Annotated in this window: 16 protein-coding genes; 7 read left to right on the top strand and 9 right to left on the bottom strand. The window is 74.5% G+C overall.

Annotated features, from left to right (window positions below; translation table 11 throughout):
- Positions 1-1160 (bottom strand): AMP-binding protein (locus AB0D08_RS36310; protein ID WP_359894577.1); only part of this gene is annotated, 1160 nt, incomplete at its 3' end.
- Between the two features lie 349 nt (positions 1161-1509).
- Between AB0D08_RS36310 and AB0D08_RS36305 the strand changes: the two genes are divergently transcribed.
- The gene (locus AB0D08_RS36305) at positions 1510-2508 is read left to right on the top strand and encodes an alpha/beta hydrolase (protein ID WP_033826002.1); all 999 of its coding nucleotides are present in this window, start codon (positions 1510-1512) and stop codon (positions 2506-2508) included.
- A gap of 72 nt (positions 2509-2580) precedes the next feature.
- Here AB0D08_RS36305 and AB0D08_RS36300 read toward each other — a convergent pair whose 3' ends face one another.
- Complete coding sequence (locus tag AB0D08_RS36300; RefSeq protein WP_033826003.1) at positions 2581-3249, bottom strand: O-methyltransferase; 669 nt, start codon at positions 3247-3249, stop codon at positions 2581-2583.
- A gap of 90 nt (positions 3250-3339) precedes the next feature.
- Here AB0D08_RS36300 and AB0D08_RS36295 point away from each other — a divergent pair, with 90 nt between their 5' ends.
- Entirely contained in the window at positions 3340-4248 is a 909-nt protein-coding gene (locus AB0D08_RS36295; RefSeq protein WP_359894574.1) for a winged helix-turn-helix transcriptional regulator, read from the top strand.
- 71 nt (positions 4249-4319) lie between these two features.
- On the opposite strand, the gene AB0D08_RS36290 is transcribed toward AB0D08_RS36295, so the two are convergent.
- Both AB0D08_RS36290 and AB0D08_RS36285 read right to left on the bottom strand, forming a co-directional pair.
- Positions 4320-7214, bottom strand: coding sequence for a beta-ketoacyl synthase N-terminal-like domain-containing protein (locus AB0D08_RS36290; protein ID WP_359894572.1), 2895 nt, complete (start codon positions 7212-7214; stop codon positions 4320-4322).
- The gene (locus AB0D08_RS36285) at positions 7207-10332 is read right to left on the bottom strand and encodes an amino acid adenylation domain-containing protein (RefSeq protein WP_359894570.1); all 3126 of its coding nucleotides are present in this window, start codon (positions 10330-10332) and stop codon (positions 7207-7209) included. The genes AB0D08_RS36290 and AB0D08_RS36285 overlap by 8 nt, the downstream gene beginning before the upstream one ends.
- Positions 10333-10601: 269 nt before the next feature.
- Here AB0D08_RS36285 and AB0D08_RS36280 point away from each other — a divergent pair, with 269 nt between their 5' ends.
- Positions 10602-11711: a molybdopterin-dependent oxidoreductase gene (locus AB0D08_RS36280; protein WP_233289455.1), complete on the top strand. Its 1110-nt coding sequence runs from the start codon at positions 10602-10604 to the stop codon at positions 11709-11711.
- On the top strand, positions 11711-12148 hold the full coding sequence (locus AB0D08_RS36275; RefSeq protein WP_359894568.1) for a hypothetical protein: 438 nt from the start codon (positions 11711-11713) through the stop codon (positions 12146-12148). Before AB0D08_RS36280 ends, AB0D08_RS36275 begins: the two co-directional genes overlap by 1 nt.
- 305 nt (positions 12149-12453) lie before the next feature.
- Here AB0D08_RS36275 and AB0D08_RS36270 read toward each other — a convergent pair whose 3' ends face one another.
- The 3 genes from AB0D08_RS36270 to ykgO form a co-directional block, all read right to left on the bottom strand.
- The gene (locus AB0D08_RS36270) at positions 12454-12786 is read right to left on the bottom strand and encodes a hypothetical protein (RefSeq protein ID WP_033826006.1); all 333 of its coding nucleotides are present in this window, start codon (positions 12784-12786) and stop codon (positions 12454-12456) included.
- Positions 12787-12920: 134 nt separating this feature from the next.
- Positions 12921-13748, bottom strand: a complete 828-nt coding sequence (locus tag AB0D08_RS36265) for an alpha/beta hydrolase (protein ID WP_359894566.1) — start codon at positions 13746-13748, stop codon at positions 12921-12923.
- 473 nt (positions 13749-14221) lie between these two features.
- Complete coding sequence (ykgO, locus tag AB0D08_RS36260) at positions 14222-14344, bottom strand: type B 50S ribosomal protein L36 (protein WP_033826009.1); 123 nt, start codon at positions 14342-14344, stop codon at positions 14222-14224.
- A gap of 171 nt (positions 14345-14515) precedes the next feature.
- Between ykgO and AB0D08_RS36255 the strand changes: the two genes are divergently transcribed.
- Both AB0D08_RS36255 and AB0D08_RS36250 read left to right on the top strand, forming a co-directional pair.
- Complete coding sequence (locus tag AB0D08_RS36255; protein ID WP_033826010.1) at positions 14516-14956, top strand: hypothetical protein; 441 nt, start codon at positions 14516-14518, stop codon at positions 14954-14956.
- A gap of 212 nt (positions 14957-15168) precedes the next feature.
- Positions 15169-16137, top strand: a complete 969-nt coding sequence (locus tag AB0D08_RS36250) for a hypothetical protein (protein ID WP_359894564.1) — start codon at positions 15169-15171, stop codon at positions 16135-16137.
- Between the two features lie 69 nt (positions 16138-16206).
- On the opposite strand, the gene AB0D08_RS36245 is transcribed toward AB0D08_RS36250, so the two are convergent.
- Positions 16207-16779 carry a hypothetical protein gene (locus AB0D08_RS36245; protein ID WP_033826011.1) on the bottom strand — a complete coding sequence of 191 codons (573 nt, stop codon included), beginning with the start codon at positions 16777-16779 and terminating at the stop codon, positions 16207-16209.
- Between the two features lie 68 nt (positions 16780-16847).
- A complete protein-coding gene (locus AB0D08_RS36240) occupies positions 16848-17162 on the bottom strand; it encodes a DUF3040 domain-containing protein (RefSeq protein WP_033826012.1) in 315 nt (104 codons plus the stop codon).
- A gap of 349 nt (positions 17163-17511) precedes the next feature.
- On the opposite strand from AB0D08_RS36240, the gene AB0D08_RS36235 reads away from it, so the two are divergent.
- Complete coding sequence (locus AB0D08_RS36235; RefSeq protein WP_359894563.1) at positions 17512-17772, top strand: GlsB/YeaQ/YmgE family stress response membrane protein; 261 nt, start codon at positions 17512-17514, stop codon at positions 17770-17772.
- The last annotated feature ends 157 nt before the right edge of the window (positions 17773-17929 follow it).

Below are 17929 nucleotides of genomic sequence, written 5' to 3'. Positions count from 1 at the left end.
AGGCCCGGCTGGCCGTCCGGTACGGGGGCACCGAGGTCGTCGAGAACGGCGGCCCGGTAGCCGGGCACCGGGCGGCCGGTGGCGCCGGGGCGGATCTCGCCGTCGGCGGCGGAGATGAAGACGTGCAGCAGTTCGGTGGCGCCGATGCCGTCGATCAGCCGCAGCCCGGTGGCCCGGTGGAAAGCGTCCCAGACGGCCGTCGGCAGCGGTTCGCCCGCCGAGACGCAGCGCCGCAGGCCGCTCAGGCGGTCCGCCAGGCCGGCCGCGAGGATCGCCCGGTAGGCGGTCGGTGCGGTGAACAGCACGCTCACCCCGTGTGCGGCGACCGCCTCGGCCAGCTGCTCGGGGGTGGCCTGCTCCAGCAGCAGCGTGGCCGCGCCCGCCCGCAGTGGGAACACCACCAGCCCGCCGAGGCCGAAGGTGAAGCCGAGCGGCGGGGTGCCCGCGAAGAGGTCGTCGGGGCCGGGCCGCAGGATGTGCCGGGAGAAGGTGTCGGCGTTGGCCAGCACGTCGCGGTGGAAGTGCAGGGTGGCCTTGGGCCGGCCGGTGGTCCCGGAGGTGAAGGCGATCAGGGCTACGTCGTCGGCGGCGGTGTCGACGGCGGTGAAGCGCCCGCTCTTGGCGGCGCAGCGCGCGGTCAGGTCGTCCGCGCCGTCGCCGCCGTACGGCACGACGACGAGATCCGCCATCGCGGCCTTCTCGGCGGGCCCGAGGAAGCGGTGGTCGCACAGCGCCACGGCCGGCGAGCCGATCCCGCACAGGGCGTCGAGCTCGGCGGCCCTCAGCAGCGGCATCGTCGTCACCGCGACGCCGCCGGCTTTCAGTACGCCGAGCCAACTCGCGACCAGCCAGGGATTGTTGGGCCCGCGAAGGAGGACCCGGTTGCCCGGCACCAGCCCGAGGTCCTCGGTGAGCACCTGGGCGACCTGGCCTGAGCGGAGGCGCAGCTCGCCGTAGCTCCACTCCTCGGTGGGGGTGAGCAGGCAGCGGCGGTCCGGGCCCCACCGGTCGACGGCGCCGTCGATCAGGACCTGCGCGCAGTTGAGGCGTTGCGGGTACTGGAGCTCCGGCAGGTCGAGGAGCAGTTCCGGCCACTGGTCGGGCGGAGGGAGGCGGTCGCGGCAGAATGTGTCGACATGGGCGGAAGGGGCGAGCTCCATGGGCGTCACCTCATTCGGTCGGCTGGGAGTGAGCCCAAGTATGGCGTTGCCGTGACGGCAGTCAAGGGTTCGACATATCTTCCGTGGTCGGGCTGCCCTCGGGCCTGCCAACGCCCGAGGCCGATTCCAACGGTCCACGGGCGGGCGGAGGTTGGGGCGCGGTCGGCGCCGGGGCGTGCGGCGCGGGGGCCGGGCCGGAGGTCCGCGAAACGGGTCTGGTCGGCGCCGGTTACACGTGTTACCGTGCTGACGCGCGGTGCGAGTTCCACGCACCGACCGGTCCGGCCCCCCTCGGCCGGAACCCGGTCCTTCCCGCCTCCCCACTCCCCCACCACCCCGAGGAGCCGCCATGTCCGAGCTGTCGCAGGAACCGGATTCCGGCTGGCCGCCGCCACCGTTCGTCCCGCCACCGTCGCCGCGCCGCGCGGCCGACGGTGTCCTCACCTACGAGGCGGTCACCTACGCCAGGACCTTCGGCTACCGGCCGCGCCTGCTCGACGTCCACGTCCCGCCGGCCGGTGCGCCCGTTCCTGCGGTCGTGTGGATCCACGGCGGCGGCTGGATGGACGGCGACCGGCGCTTCCCGCCGCCGACCGTCCCCGTCGACCTGCTGTTCGGCTCGATCCTGGGGGCCGGTCTGGCGGTCGTCACCATCGACTACCGGCACAGCCTGGAGGCGCCGTTCCCGGCGCAGTTGCACGACGTCAAGGCCGCGATCCGCTACGTGCGGCGGTTCGCCGACCGGCTGGGGATCGACGCTGCGCGGATCGGCGTGTTCGGGGAGTCCGCCGGCGGCCACCTGGCCGCCATGGCGGCCCTCACGGGCACCGGCGCCGACCCGAGCAGCGACCCCGGCAGCGGCAGCACCGGTACGGACGGCCAGCTCGAGGGGGACGAGGGCGTCGGCCGGGGGGACACCACCGTACGGTGCGCCGTGGACTGGTACGGGGTGTCCGACATCGTCGCTGCCGCGTCGGCCGTCCCCGCGCTCGCCCTCGCGGGCGGCGCGGGCGGCGCGGGGCCGGAGCTGCCAGGGGTGGGCGATCCGTACACCGCGCTGCTCGGCGCCTCGCCCGCCGACCGGCCCGACCTGGCCGCGGCGGCCAGTCCGGTCGGTCGAGTGCCGTCGGCCGTCCCGCCGTTCCTGCTGGTGCACGGCACCGCGGACCGGCTGGTGCCGTACAGCCAGAGCGAACGGCTGGCCGAGCACCTGACCGGGCACGGCGGCGCCGTCGAGCTGGTGCCCGTACACGGCGCCGACCACATCTTCCTCGGCTCCGAGGAGATCCCCTCCATCGTCGCGCGGAGCGTGGACTTCCTCGCCCGCCACCTCACCGCGGCCGGCTGACGGGTCGCACGACCGGTGGCGGCCGGTGGCGGGTCGGCGGGCCCGCCACCGGCCGCCACTGCCTCCCGCGGGTCAGTCCGTCACGAGCGCCATGACGAAGCCGTCGTACCCCTTGGAGCCGACCGTCTGGACTGCGGTCGCGGTCAACCGGGGGTGCCGGGCGATGAGTTCGGTGAAGCGGCGGACGCCCTGCACCCGGGGGTCCGGGCTGGCCGGGTCGGTGACGGCGCCGTCGCGGACCACGTTGTCGCCGATGATGACGCTGCCGGGCCGGGTCAGCCTGAGCGCCCAGTCCAGGTAGTCGGGGTTCGAGGGCTTGTCGGCATCGATGAAGACCAGGTCGAACGGCGCGCCGTCGTCACCGGTCAGCCGCGGCAGGGTGTCGAGTGCCGCTCCGAGCCGGATGTCGACGACGTGCGCGAGGCCGGCCCGGGCGATGTTGGCGGCGGCCACGGCCGCACACTCCTCGTCGGCCTCCAGGCTGATCAGCCGTCCGCCGGCCGGCAGGGCGCGGGCGAGCCAGATGGTGCTGTAGCCGCCGAGGGTGCCGATCTCCAGGATGCTGCGGGCGCCCCGGACACGCGCCAGCAGGTTCAGCAGCTTGCCCTGGTTGGGGGCGACCTGGTGCGGCGGGAGACCGGCGTCCCCGCTGTCGCCGACCGCGGCCAGCAGGGCGTCGTCCTCCTCGACCAGCAGACCGTTGAAGTAGTCGTCGACGTCGTTCCAGGTGCGCTGCGACACAGTGGGTTCCCTTTCGATACTCACCAGGTTTCGATCAGGAACCTACTATGGGAGGCAGGTGACCCGCCCACCCGACCCCCGGAGCGAGAGATGACCGCACGACGTGAGGCCGACGACTGCGGCATCGCACAGGCCGCGGCCGTGGTGGGCGACTGGTGGACACTGCTCGTCCTGCGCGAGGTGGCCCGCGGCCACCACCGCTTCGACCGGCTCGCGGACGAGCTCGGCGTGTCCCGCAAGGTCCTCGCCGAGCGGCTGCGCAGCCTGACCGAGAACCACGTGCTGGAGCGGCGCCGCTACCAGGACCGCCCGCCGCGCTACGACTACCTGCTCACCGAGCAGGGCCGCGGGCTGCTCCCGGTCCTGGTCTCGATGCAGGACTGGGCCGACCGCTGGCTCCTCGGCGACGGCACGCTGACCGGCGGCGCGCCGGAGCAGGGCGCGGAGGCCCGCCGGGTCCGGGCCCTGGTCGGCGAGCCGGTGCCCGAGGGACTCGTCCTCCCCGGGACCGACGGCCTCGGGCACGACCCGGTGTCCGCCGGGGCCCGCGCCACCGTGCTGTTCGCCTACCCGGCGACCGGTGTCCCCGGCGCACCCGCGGGGCCGGTCCCCGCCACCCCGATCCCGGGGAGCGCGGGCTGCACCCTGGAGAACCGCCAGTTCCGCGCCGCCTGGCCGCAGTTCGAGGCCGCGGGCATCGCGGTCCGCGGGGTCAGCACCCAGACGCCCCTGGAGCAGGCCGCCTTCGCCGCGGCCGAGGCCCTGCCCTTCCCCCTGCTGTCCGACGCAGAACTCCGCCTCACGGCCGCCCTGCGCCTGCCCGCCTTCCGGGCCGGCCAGGACCTGCGCATCAAGCGCCTGGTCCTGGTGGTCGGCCCCGACCGCGTGGTGCGGCACGCGCTGTTCCCGGTGGCGGACATCCCGGCCGCCGTCACCACGTCGCTCGAACTCGCCCGGTCGGTCGCCCAGTCGGTCGCACCGGCCGGGACCGCGGGCTGACCCCGGCGGCCGCGGCGGGCGGACCGGGGCGTCCCGTCCGCCGGACGGGACGCCCCCTCCTCCTCCGCCGGTCAGGGCCGGTCGTGGTCCGCGAGGACGGAATCCAGCGCCGCGGCCAGCTGCTTCAGGTGGCCGGGGTCGGCGAACATGGTGAAGTGGTCGCCCGGGACGGTCACCACCCGCAGCTCGCCGTCGAGGTGGTCCTGCCACCGGGACCCGGGTTCGGTACGGATCTGCAGGGCCTCCAGGAGGTCGCGGTTCTCCTGGTCCCGGGCATGCAGCAGCACCAGGTCGGCGCGCAGGCGCCGGTCGGGGTAGTGGCCCTTGAGGGCGTCGTGGTTGTGCTTCCAGGTGCGGAAGAAGCTGCGGTACTCAACCGCGGTGGCGTCGGTCCAGTGCGGCATCCGGGCCAGTTCGAGGAGTTCCTCCAGGTCCGCGGGCGGGTGGTCGAGGGCGGCGGGGTCGAGGTCGTGGGCGAAGGCCTGGCGGAGCATCAGGGGGAACGCGGCGGCGAACTCCTTCTCGGTGATCGTCGGGCCGACGTACGCCTCCGGCGGGTGGCTGTCGAACATCACCAGCAGCTCGACCTGCTCGCCCTGTTCCTGGAGCTGCAGAGCGAGTTCGAAGGCGACGTTGCCGCCGAAGGAGTAGCCGCCCAGCCGGTACGGGCCGTGCGGCTGGGCCGCGCGGACCGCCGTGAGGTAGGCCGCGGCCAGCGCCCGGAGCGTGGCCGGCCGGTCCGCCGGGAAGGTCAGGGCGGCGAGCGGCACACCGGCCCGGCCGCCCGCCGCGGCGAGCTGGAAGTAGCAGAAGTTGGTACCCCCGGCCGGCGGCAGCAGGAAGAGGGTGCGCCCGTCACCGTCGCGGACCGGGGTGAGGCCGGCCGGCGCCGGGAGGCCGCCCGGGGTGCCGTCAGGCTGTTCACCGCTCGCCCGGCCGGTGTTCAGCCGCTCGGCGATCCGCCGCGGGGTGCGCAGCGCCGCGAAGGTGTCGAGGTCCAGGTCGGCGCCGAAGGCGTCGCGCAGCGCCGTGACGATGTCGACGGCGGTGAGCGAGTCGCCGCCCAGGTCGTAGTAGTCGTCGTCGGGGCCGACCGGGGTGGTCCGCAGATGCCGTTCGAAGAGCTCGGCCACGGTGGTGACGGCCGGCCGGGCCGCGGCGGTGGCGGGTGCGGGCGTGCCCGGGGTGCTCGCCTGACCACGGGTGCTCGCCGGGTCCGGGGTGTCCGGGGCCGGGTCGATCCAGTGCCGGGTGGGGCGCAGCGGGTACGGCGGCAGGGAGACCTTCCCGGCCCTGTCCAGGCCCCAGTCGGCCGGGTCCAGGTCCGCGCCGTCGAGCCAGGCCCGCACGGCCCGGTCGGCGCCGCCGGGCGGGTCGGCAGGCTCGGACAGGTCGGCGGGCCCGGCCCGGTCGGGCCCGGGTGGCGCGCCGTCGAGCAGGGCCCGGAGGCCGGCGGTGACCTCGGCGGCGGTCGAGGCGGCGAAGGCGTACCGGTGGGGCAGCGGGTCGCGCCCGGTCAGCAGGGTCCTGGCGAGTTCGGCGACCGGGACGGGCCGCTCCCGCAGCAGGGCGAGCAGGCCGTGGGCGGTGGCCCGCAGGGCCTCGGGGTCGCGGGCGGACAGGACGACGGGGTAGCGGCCTTCCGGTCCCGGGTCGCGGGCCGGTGGTGCGGACAGGACGACGTGGGCGTTGGTGCCGCCCAGGCCGAAGGAGGAGACCGCCGCGGCGGTCAGCGGTTCCTCGCAGCGGGTGGCCTCGGTGACCACCCGGTACGGCAGCCGGTCGAGCCGCAGCAGCGGGTTGGGCCGCTCGAAGTTGATCTGCGGCGGGATGGTCTGGTGGCGCAGCACCAGGGCGGCCTTGACCAGGCCGACCACGCCGGCGGCGGCGTCCAGGTGGCCGAGGTTGGCCTTGACGCTGCCGATGGCGCAGCCGGGTGCCGGGCCGCCCGCCTCGGTGTGGGCCGCGGCGAGGGCGCGCAGCTCGATCGGGTCGCCGAGGGAGGTGCCGGTGCCGTGGGTCTCCACGTAGCCGATCCGGTCGGCCGGGATGCCGGAGTCGGCCAGGGCGGCGAGGATCGCGCCCTGCTGGCCGGCGGGGCCGGGTGCGGTGAAGCCGATCTTGTCGGAGCCGTCGTTGGTGACGGCGGTGCCGCGGATCACGGCGTACACCTGGTCGCCGTCGGCCAGCGCGTCGTCCAGGCGCCGCAGTGCCACCACCGCGCAGCCGTTGCCCTTGACGGTGCCGGAGGAGCGGGCGTCGAAGACCCGGCAGTGCCCGTCCCGGGACATGATGCCGCCCTCCTGGTACCCGTAGCCGCCGGTCTGCGGCAGGGTCACGCTGACCCCGCCGGCCAGCGCCAGGTCGCTCTCGCCGCGGCGCAGCGAGCCGCAGGCCAGGTGGACGGCGGCCAGGGAGCCGGAGCAGGCGCTCTGCACGGCCATGCTGGGGCCGGTCAGGCCGAGGCGGTAGGAGACCCGGGTGGTGAGGAAGTCCTTGTCGTTGCCGATCAGGACGGGGTAGCTCAGCGCGGCGTCGGCGAATTCGGGGCTGCGCAGCACGTTCTCGAGCAGGTAGGTGCTGAGCGTGGTGCTGCCGAAGACGCCGGTGCGGCCGGTGAGCCGGGACGGCGGGTGCCCGGCGTCCTGGAGGGCCTCCCAGGCGCAGGTGAGGAACAGCCGGTGCTGGGGGTCGGTCAGCATGGCGTCGCGGGGTGTCAGGCCGAAGAACTCCGCGTCGAACAGGTCGGCGTCGGCGAGGTCGGCACCGTACGGGAGGTGGGTGGGCGCGCCGGCCTGCCCGTCCGGGACGCCCGCCGCACGCAGCTCCTCGGCGCCGAACTCCCTGACCTGTTCGGCGCCTTCGAGCAGGTGGGCCCAGAACTGCGGGACGTCGGCCGCGCCCGGGAAGCGGCCGGCCATGCCCACGATCGCGATCGGGGTGCTCTCGTTCGTCGGTTCAGCCACGGGAGACGGCCTCCTCACCGGCGGTGGCCGTGGCGGCAGCCGCCGGAACGCCGAGCGCGTCCAGGTGGGCCGCGAGCCGGCGCACCGTGGTGTGCGCGAACAGGTCGATGATCTCCAACTCCTTCGTGTCGACCCGCTCCTGGAGCCGCTGGAAGACCTCGATCACATGGGTGGACGAGCCGCCGAGGTCGAACAGGTTGTCGTCCGGCCCGATGACCGCGCCCGGCAGTGCCTCCTGCCAGACCGAGCGCACCAGCTCGCCGGTGCCCCGGCCGGGTCCGGCGGGGGCGGTCCGCGGCGCGGCCGCCGTCGGCCAGGGCAGCGCGTGGTCGTCGACCTTGCCGTTGACGGTCAGCGGCAGCGCGGCCAGCCGGACCAGCCGGGCCGGGACCATGTACGCGGGCAGCAGGCCGCGCAGCGCGGCCCGCACCTGGGCGTCGTCGCCGATCGGGCAGCCGGCCAGGAACGCCACCAACTCCGGCTCGCCCGGCGGGGATTCGGCCATCCGGACGACGCACTCGCGGACCCCGTCCACCGCCAGCAGCGCGGACTCGATCTCGCCGAGCTCGATCCGGTAGCCGCGCAGCTGCACCTGCCGGTCGATCCGGCCGAGGTACACCAGGGTGCCGTCGGGCCGGACCACGCCGAGATCGCCCGAGCGGTACCGGCGCTCCCCCGGATGCTCGCCGGGCAGGAAGCGCTGTGCGGTGAGGTCGGGCCGCCCGAGGTAGCCGAGCGACACTCCGGCCCCGCCGACCAGCAGTTCGCCGGGGACGCCGACCGGGCAGGGGTGCAGGTCGCGGTCGACCACGCTCACCGTCAGGTCGGCCAGCGGGCGGCCGATCACCGACTCCCGGGTCCGCCGGGCGTCCTCGGCACGCAGCGGGTGGTAGGTGCTGTGCACGGTGGTCTCGGTGATGCCGTACATGTTGGCGAGCTGCGCCCGCTCTCCCATCACCTCGTACCAGGGACGCAGCGCCGCGAACGACAGCGCCTCGCCGGCGAAGACCACGTGCCGTACGGCGAGCGTGTCGCGGTGCTCGGGCGTCAGCACCTTGAGCAGCTGGCGGAAGGCGGACGGGGTCTGGTTGAGCACGGTGACGCCGGTGGTGGCCAGCAGGGTCAGCAGGCGGTCCGGCGACTTGGCGGTCAGCTCCGGGACCACGACCAGCCGTCCGCCGTGCAGCAGCGCCCCGAACAGCTCCCACACCGAGACGTCGAAGGCGTAGGAGTGGAACAGGCACCAGGTGTCGTCCGGACCGAAGCCGAAGTGCCGCTCGGCGGACCGGAACAGCCGCATCACATTGGCGTGCGTCACCTGCACGCCCTTGGGGCGCCCGGTGGAGCCGGAGGTGAAGATGACGTACGCGGGCTCCTCACGGCGGTCGCCGCCCGCCGGGTCGTGTTCGGCACCCGCCGCCAGCAGTGCGGCGCTGTCCAGCAGGGCCGGCGCGGTGTCCGGCCACCGGTCCTGGTCGGCGATCAGCGGCAGTCCGCCGGGGAAGTCGGCGACGATGTGCGCGATCCGGGCGGCGGGCGAGGCCGGGTCGAGCGGCACGTACGTCCGGCCCGCCTTGACCACGCCGAGCAGCACGGCGACCAGGTCGAGTCCGCGCCGCATAGCCACCGCGACGTGCCGGCCGGGGACCTGCTCGGCGATCCGGTGGGCCACCCGGTTGGCGCGGGCGTTGAGTTCGGCGTAGGTCAGCGACTCGTCGCCGTCCTGGACGGCGGTGCGGCCGGGGTGCGCGGCGGCGGTCCGTTCGAACCAGGCGGCCAGCGACGGCGGCAGCTCGAACTCCTCGGGCTCGCCGATCAGCCGCGCGATCCGCCGTTCCTGCTCGGGGGCCATCGCGGGCAGGGCCCGCAGTTCGGTCTCCGGGTCCTCGGCGACCAGGGTCAGCAGGTGCCGCAGCATGCCCTCGGGGTCGGCGTCGCGCCGGTTGTCGCCGTACTCCAGGTTGACCGCGAACCGGCCGCCGAAGTCCTCCACCGTCATCCCGAACGGGTACTTGACCTGCTGCCTGGGCACCAGCAGCGGCTCCACCGAGCAGCCGGGGATGCGCAGTTCGATGGGCTGGCGGTAGTAGGTGAAGGCGTTGTCGAGGGTCAGCAGGGTGCTCTGCATCCCCGGCGCGACCGTGCGCAGGTTGGCGGCCAGATCGAAGCTCTGGTGCCGCAGCAGGCCGACCGAGGCGCCGTGCACCGCGCCGACCAGGTCCGCGAAGGTCCGGTGCGCGGTCAGGTCGGCCACCAGCGGAAGGGTGTTGACGAAGTAGCCGAACGCCTGGCGCTGGCGCAGGCCGCGCCGGTTGCCGAGCGGAACCCCGGCCACCAGCTCGCGGTCGCCGGTGAGCCGGGAGAGCGCCACCAGGTGCGCGGCGAGGAAGAACGCGAACGGGCTGGTGCCCTGCTCGGCCAGCCGGGCACGGATCCGCGCGGACAGCTCGTCGTCGAGCTCCACCCGCCGGTGCGTGCCGGTCAGCACGCCGCCGACGCGCGGCTGCGCGAGCCGGTCGTTGGTCAGCGAGGAGCGCCCGCCGAGCTGACGCCCGAAGAACTCCAGGGCCGCCGAATCGGCCGGCCGCTCGTCCACCAGGTCCGCCGGGTGGACGGCCGCCAGGCCCGGCAGCGCGCCGGACGGGTCCCGGTAGAGCCGCTCCACCGCGTCGACGAAGTTGTAGAAGGTGTAGGCGTCGGCGACCAGGTGCGAGAACAGCAGCGACACGTACACCCCGTCGGCCGCCCGGTGGACGGCGAAGTCCACCTGCTGCCGGGCCTGCGGCGCGATCGGCGTGTCGGCCAGGCGGGCCAGCCGGTCGACGACGTGCGTCCGGCCCGGCCCCGGCAGGTCGATCACGGGCACGCTGAACTCCCGCGCCCGGGACGGGGTCTCGACGCTGGCCGGCGCGCCGTCCCGGTCCTCGAACGCGACGCCGAACGCACCCACCTCGCGGCCGAGCCGCTCCAGCACCGAGCGCAGCCGCTCGACGTCGACCTCACCCTCCAGCCGGTGGCAGACGGGCAGGTTGAATGAGGCGTCGCCCGGGAACAGGCGGTGGTGGGTGAGCAGCCGCAGCTGCGCAGGCGTGATCGGGCGGATGGTCTCCGCGGTCATGAGTCCCCCATGGATGACGACGAATCGGGTACGACAGGTCGGTGGACGACCTGCCGCCCGGAAGTTCAACCGGAGCCGCTGGGGCATCGCTGGAGTGCCAGCTCGCAGCCGGTGCGGTGGGCCCGGCGGGGGCGGACGTACGACTTCCGTAAGCAGGCCGCACCCCCGATTCCCGCCCCGGCCGGGGTGAGATGGGGAACGTGGACGAAGACACCCCCGCCCCCCGCCGCCGACCGTACGACCTGACGCTGCCGACCCCGCCCGACGCGCTGCGGCGCGGGCCGCTGCGCGAGGGCACGTTCAGCTCCCGGCTGCACGACCCGCGCACCGCCGTCGTGCTCGGCCGCTGGCTCGGTGCGGCACTGCTCACCTGCTTCCTCACCGGGCTGTTCAGCCACCTGGTGCAGGACCCGCCGCCCTGGCTGGCGGACCGGCTGCCCAGCCGGCCCGCCATCGGCTACCAGGTGACCCAGGGGCTGCACGTGATCAGCGGCATCGCGGCGATCCCGCTGCTCGGCGCCAAGCTCTGGACCGTGTACCCGAAGCTGTTCGAATGGCCGCCGGTGCGCAGCGTGCTGCACGCGCTGGAGCGGCTCGGGATCGCGGTGCTGGTCGGCGCGATGCTGCTGGAGCTGTTCACCGGTCTGTTCAACACCCTGCAGTGGTACCCGTGGCCGTTCCCCTTCCGCCAGACGCACTTCTGGCTCGGCTGGCTCGCCACCGGCGGCCTGCTGCTGCACGTCGCGGCCAAGGCCCCGCTGATCGGACAGCACTGGCGCCGGCCCCGCCCCGGCCTGGCCCAGCGCCGGGCCTTCCTGACCGCGGTCGGCGCCTCGGTGGCCGCCGTGACGGTCACCACGGCCGGGCAGAGCGTGCCCTGGCTGCGCGCCCTCGACCTGCTCGCGCCACGCCGCCCCGGCCTCGGCCCGCAGGGCCTGCCGGTCAACCGCACCGCCGCCCAGGCCGGTACCGCCGCCGCGCCCGCGGACTGGCGGCTGCGGGTCGACGGCCCCCAGCCGTACGAACTGACGATGGACCAGCTCCTCGCCATGCCCCAGCACGAGGCCGACCTGCCGATCGCCTGCGTCGAGGGCTGGAGCGCCTCGGCCCGCTGGTCGGGCGTCCGGGTGGCCGACCTGCTGGCCCGGGCCGGTGCCCCGGCCTCCGCCCGGCTGCGCGTCACCTCGCTGGAGGCCGACGGGCCGTACCGGGTGATGGACATGCCGGCCACCTACGCCCGCGACCCGCTGACCCTGCTCGCCCTGCGCGTGAACGGCGAGGTCCTCGCCCCCGACCACGGCTACCCGGCGCGCATCATCGCGCCCAACCGGCCCGGCGTCCTGCAGACCAAGTGGGTCGCCCGGATGGAGGCGCTCTGATGGCCCGCACACCTCGTCCGCCGCGGCTGCCGCGGCTCCTGCGGTTGCTGACCGCCGTCGGCGGCCTGGCCCTGACGGCCTACGGGCTGTACGGGCTGCTGAACGACCACTACATCACCGCACCGCTGGACATCGTGGAGTGGGCCGTCGGCGGGCTGATCCTGCACGACGGGCTGTGGGTGCCGGTGGTCTGCGCGGTCGGCGCGCTGCGGGTCCGCGGCCCGGTCCTGCGGGGCTGGCTGATCGTCGCCGCCACTCTGACCGCCGTCGGCCTGCCCGCCGCCCTGCGCGCGGGCACGGACAGCGGCAACCCCACCCTGCTGCCCCTGCCCTACCTGCGCAACCTCCTCCTGGTGCTGGCGGTCACCGGCGTCGTCGCGGCGCTGTGGGCGGGCACGGCGGCACTGCTGCGCAGACGCCGGACCGGGCACCGGTAGCGGACGGACGGGGCGGAGGCGGGCGGACGGCGCGGGTGAGCGCCGCCGGCCCCGGCGCGTCCCGACGGAAGTGTGCCGCGCCGGTCCGCGCTTCGGCCACTTATTTGACGCACTGTCAGATCGACCCTGAACGTGTCACGGCACCCGGGCCGTGCGGTTCGGCCGCGGGCGGATCGCGGCGGCGGGCGGACGACAGAGGGCGCGGGGACTGCGGTGCAGCGGGTCCGGGATCCCGGATCCACCGCACCGCGGTCCCCGCGCCCCGGGTGCCGTCCCCGCGGTACGGGACGGCCGGGCCCGGCGGGCTACTCGCCCATGCGGTCCATCATGTCGGCGTCGGCCACGGCGATGGCGACGCCGAGTGCCTCGGTGATGTGGCCGGCGGCCGCCATCACGCGGGCGGTGCCCACGATCGGGGCGATGGCCACCAGGACGTCCTGGAGCTGCTCCGGGGTCACGTTCGCCTCGGCCGCGGGGCCCATGTGGGCCAGGTAGGAGATCGCCGGTGCGTCCATGGCGACGAGCGCGGCGATGCGGGTGAGGATGAGCATGTCGGCGTTCATCCCACAGCGCTCGATGGAGTCGAGCGTCATGGCGGCCAGGGTGTCGAGCACGGGGGTTTCGGACATCGTGGACATGGTCGGGCTCCCTCTCAGTGTGGGCCCGGACGGCGGAGGCGGCGCTTCCGGCCGGGACCGCTTGCCCTTCGACAGTAGGAGGCACCCGCCCGGGCCGCCATCCGGCGGCCCGGGCGCCGGTCGACTGCCGCCGGTCAGCTGCGGGCGAAGGCCAGCAGGTCGGCGTTGAACGGATCGGCGAACCTCGGGATCATCGCCAGCCCGTGCGGGGCACCCGGGTAGATCTTGTAGACCGCGCCCTTGACCAGCTTCGAGGACTTGTCGCCGGAGGCCACGATGGGCACGATCTGGTCGTCGTCCCCGTGCACGATCAGGGTCGGGACGTCGATCTTCTTGAGGTCCTCGGTCAGGTCGGTCTCGGAGAACGCCTTGACGCAGTCGTACGCGCCCTTGATGCCCACCGACATGCCCCAGAGCCAGAACTGGTCGCGGATTCCCTGGGTGACCGTGGATCCGTCCCGGTTGGCCCCGTAGAAGGATGCGCTGAGGTCCCGGTAGAACTGCGAGCGGTCGTTGAGCACGCCGTCCCGGATACCGTCGAAGACGTCGATCGGCAGGCCCTCCGGATTGGCCTCGGTCCTGAGCATCAGCGGGGGGATCGCACCGACCAGGACCGCCTTGGCCACCCGGCCGGAACCGTGCTGGCCGATGTAGCGGGTGACCTCGCCGCCGCCGGTCGAGTGGCCGACCAGGATGGCGTCCCGGAGGTCGAGCGTGTCCATGAGCGCGGCCAGGTCGTCGGCGTAGGTGTCGAGGTTGTTCCCGTCCCAGGTCTGGCCGGACCGTCCGCCCCCGCGCCGGTCGTGGGCGATGGCGCGGAACCCGTTGTCCGCCATCAGCTTGAGCTGTGCGTCCCAGGCGTCGGCGGTCAGCGGCCAGCCGTGGGAGAAGACCACGGGCGGGCCCTCGCCCCAGTCCTTGTAGAAGATCTGCGTGCCGTCCTTGGAGGTGACGAAGCCCATGGGGGTCTCTCCTCGGTGTGGTCCGGAACTCCGCGCGCGAAGGGGGGAGTTCAGTGCCCGAGTCCGGCTTCGGAGGTCGCACCGCGGACCAGCAGCGGACGCACAGGGCTCGACACAGGGGTCGGCGGCACGGGCGACCGGAACGAGCACGTCCTGGCACTCACTCTAGTACGGGGGTCACGCTTGGCGATTCGGGCGCCGGGGACACCGGGGCGCCGCCGCCACCGGTCGGTGCCCTCGGTCCGCACCACCCGCCCGTCGGGGGTGACCAGTTCGGCGGGCACATAGACCACGTCGGTGACGATGGCCTGCATCACCGCACCCGAACGGCCCGGCTGCCGGACCCGGATGACGGTGCACCGGCCCGACACCGGCCGGGAGGGTTTCGATCTCCGGGTGGCCCGGCGACCGACCCGTCCGGCCGGGGGCCGCGGGGGCCGGTGGCCCTCCTGCGGCCCGCCCGGCCGTTCCGGTCAGCCCTGCCGGGCCTTGAGCCGGGGGTCCTTCTTGTTGACGACGTAGGTCTTCCCACGCCGGCGGACCACCTGGGCGCCGGGCTTGGCCTTGAGCGCTCGGAGCGAGTTGCGCACCTTCATCTGCCCGTCCTTTCACTTGCACCGCGACACGACTCGCGTCGCGAGCATGCCAACACAACCCCGCCACTACTTGTTCCCGGCCGGGCGCTCTATGCTCTGCGCACCGGGGATCAAGGGGGAGCCGTGGCACGGAAAGCGTTGGGACCAGCGCTGTACGACAGGACGAAACTGGTGTTCGGGCTCGTCGTGTTCGGCGGGTGCGTGGTGATGGGTCTGCTGTGGATGGGCTCGCAGGCCCGTTACCACTACCGCTACGCCGGTGCCGAGCAGGTGCAGGCCACCGTCGTCAGGGTGGATTACTCCGACCCGCAGCACCACAGGCCGAACGGCATGGCTCTCGCGCTGCCCGACGGCCGGCAGGTCAGGGCCGACACCGATCCGGGCGACGGGCTGCCCCTGCTGGAGCCGGGCGCGGTCCGGACCGTGCTCGTCGACCCGCACCGGACGTCCACGGTGGCGTTCCCCGCGCAGGTCGGCTGGCGGCCCGTGCTCTTCCCGTCCGTCCTGATCCTGGTGATCGGGCTGGGCGGCACCGCGGGGATGCTGCTCTACCGCGCGTTCTGGGGCCATGCGCCGGTCAGGACTCCGGCGAAGGCACGCCGCCGGCGCTGACGACCGGCCACGGCGAGGCGGCACCGGCCGTACGGGACTCCTCCGCGGATCCGTCCGGTTTTCCGTTATCGCCGCCGGGACCGCGGATCTCCTGAGTACCGGGGCCTCTCCCGGCCGGAGCGCGTCGGGGCGGGTGTGGGCAGCGGCGGCGGCGTCCGGCCCGGGCGTGTGCACCGGCCTCCGCACCGCCCGCACCCTCGAAAGGGCCCGCCATGACCGACCACTGGGCCGGACACCGCGTCCTGCGTCTCTGCTCCCTCCCACTGGCGGCGGGGGCGACCGCCCTGCTCGTCCTGGCCGCCTGCGGTTCGTCCCCGCAGACAGGACACCCCGCGCACGCGGGCGCACCCGGGGCAGGCCACCACGCGACGGCGGACGGGCCGGCCTCCCCGGGCACGGTCGGCATGGCGGGGATGCCCGGGATGACGGGGATGCCGGCCATGCCGGGCATGGCGGGCATGCCGGCCGGCGAGGGTCTCGCCTCCGAACAGGACGGCTACCGGCTCGACCCCGCGACCACCACCCTGGCCGCCGGGCGGGCGGAGAACTACCGGTTCACCGTCACCGGCCCGGACGGCCGCCCGGTCACGGCCTTCGCCGAGGTCCAGACCGAACGGCTGCACTTCTACGCGATCCGCTCGGACCTGACCGGCTATCAGCACCTGCACCCCACGATGGCCGCCGACGGCACCTGGACCGCCGCGCTGGCCGCCCTCGAACCGGGCGACTGGCGGCTGTACGCCTCGTTCACACCCGACGCAGGCCCGCGCAAGGGCACCGAGTTCGTCCTCAGCCGGACCGTGACCGTGCCCGGCCCGGCCAGCTCGGTCCCGCTGCCCGCCGTGGCGGGCACCACCGAGGTCGACGGCTACACCGTCGACGTCCAGGGCGACCTGACGGCCGGCACGGCCGACCCGCTGACCGTCACCTTCGCCAAGGACGGGCAGCCCGTCCAGGACCTCCAGCCCTACCTCGACAGCTACGCCCACCTCAGCGCGTTCCACGAAGGTGACCTGGCACTGGCCCACCTCCACCCCATCACCCCCGTCGCCGGGGACCACGGCGGACCGGCGCTGACCTTCTACGCCCTGCTCGGCCGGCCCGGCAACTGGCGGGTCCACCTGCAGTTCCGGACCGCCGGACAGCTGCACACCGCCGCCCTCACCCTGCACGTCGCCTGACCCGCGCCCGGCCCGGGCCGCCGTCCGACGGCCGGGCCGGGCGGGGCGGGCGGGGCGGGGCGGCGGACCTCAGTTGGCCAGGACGACGAGGACCAGTCCGCCGACGACCGTGATGAGCACCGTGCCGACGACCGCGATCACGGCGGGCGTCAGCCGGTCCCTCAACCCCTTCGGCGGCCGCACCCGTGCGGACTCGTCGGTACTCAGCTCCCACCAGGCCACGATCCGCCGGAACTCGACGGCGAAGTCGGGCGCGGGGTAGAGCTCGCTGTGATGCAGCCCGGGCAGTGCGCGGCGCCGCCCGCTCACCAGGAACATCCGCGGCACGAGCGACGTCCCGTACTGGCTCCTGGTCTCGCGTACGTCGATCCACCGGATCTCGTGCCAGGGGTAGGTCCGGCCACTCCCGATGCCCCAGCAGACGGTTATTCCGCCGGCCCCGACCGTGGTCCAGCTCCGGAACGCCAGGAGGAGTCCCAGGCCGATGAGTGCGACGGTCACGCCGAGCACCCAGCAGAACCCGACCGGACCGAGCTTGTAGGCGGCGACGGCCATCTGCACGGCCAACACGGCGCACAGGCCCGCGAAATGCCCCCAGGACGGTCGGTACCGGTCTCTCCCGCGGAAGATCAGTTCGGTCACGGCCCGTACGATACGCCCCGGGCGCCGACCGGGAACGGCGGGGCGGCGGAGTGCAGTTGCCCAGCGGCTCACCGGCTCAGCGGGCGGTCGGGATGCCGGATCACCCACAGGCGCAGCGCGCATCCGACGGCGGCGGCCCACAGCATGAAGGCGATCCTGGCCAGCACCCCCAGGCTCTGCGCGGCGGCGGCCGCCGTCGCCCCGGCCGCCGCGGCCGCGACCACCACCAACGCCAGGAGCGTGGTGGTCGGGCCGGCGAGCAGACCCAGCAGTCCGATCCGGCCCGTCCGCAGGCACCGCGCCAGCCTGCGGTCGCCCAGGGCCAGCCCGCGCTCGATCGCCGCCAGTTCCTGACGCTCCCGGTGGGAGAAGCCCGCACCCACGACGATCGCCTCCTGACCACGTCCACCGTGCCGGTCCGCCGTGCCGGCCCTCGCCCCGCTCTCGGGGTCGGTCGATCGGTCGGCGGGTTCCGTACGCCGTGCCCCTTCCATTCTCACTCCGCCGATGGGGCCAGGCCTCGGCCTCGGGCACGTGCGGCGCACCGCCCGGGATGCCGCTCCACGGGCAGGCCGTCGGCCACGGCCGCACGGCGGGCGCGTCGGTGGGCGGGGACCTCCTGCATCGGCGGTGCGGGGCCGCCTCCGCGCCGCATGCATGCGGCGGCGGAACGCGGGCACGCGACGGGGGTCCCCGGACAGCCCGGGACGGAACGGATGAAAGGGAGTCCCCATGACCATCCTCTGGGCCATCCTCGCGGGCCTCGTGATCGGCCTGCTCGCCAAGCTGGTGCTCCCGGGCCGCCAGGCGATCCCGCTCTGGCTGACCGTCCTGCTCGGCATCGCCGGCGGTCTGATCGGCAACAGCCTGGCCGCCGCGCTCGGCGTCCGCGACACTTCCGGGGTCGACTGGGTCCGGCATCTGCTCCAGGTCGGCGCCGCCGCACTGCTGATCGGCCTGGTCAGCCCGGTCTGGTCGCGCCAGGGTCACTGAGCCCCGGCCGTCCGGCTCCACCGGCCCCTGCTCCGCACTGCCCCGCACCCGCCGCCGCCCTTCGATGACCGCCGGGTCCTGGGTCACGTACAGGTCCGGGACCTGCTCCAGGTCCAGCACGTACGCGGCGTCGCGGACCATGTCGTACAGCTCGGGG

This window comes from Kitasatospora sp. NPDC048540 (assembly GCF_040651175.1).
In the GTDB taxonomy this organism is placed as follows: Bacteria; Actinomycetota; Actinomycetes; order Streptomycetales; family Streptomycetaceae; genus Kitasatospora.
The sequence above is the reverse complement of the archived record's forward strand: the minus strand, read 5'-3'. Positions and strand labels throughout refer to the sequence as shown.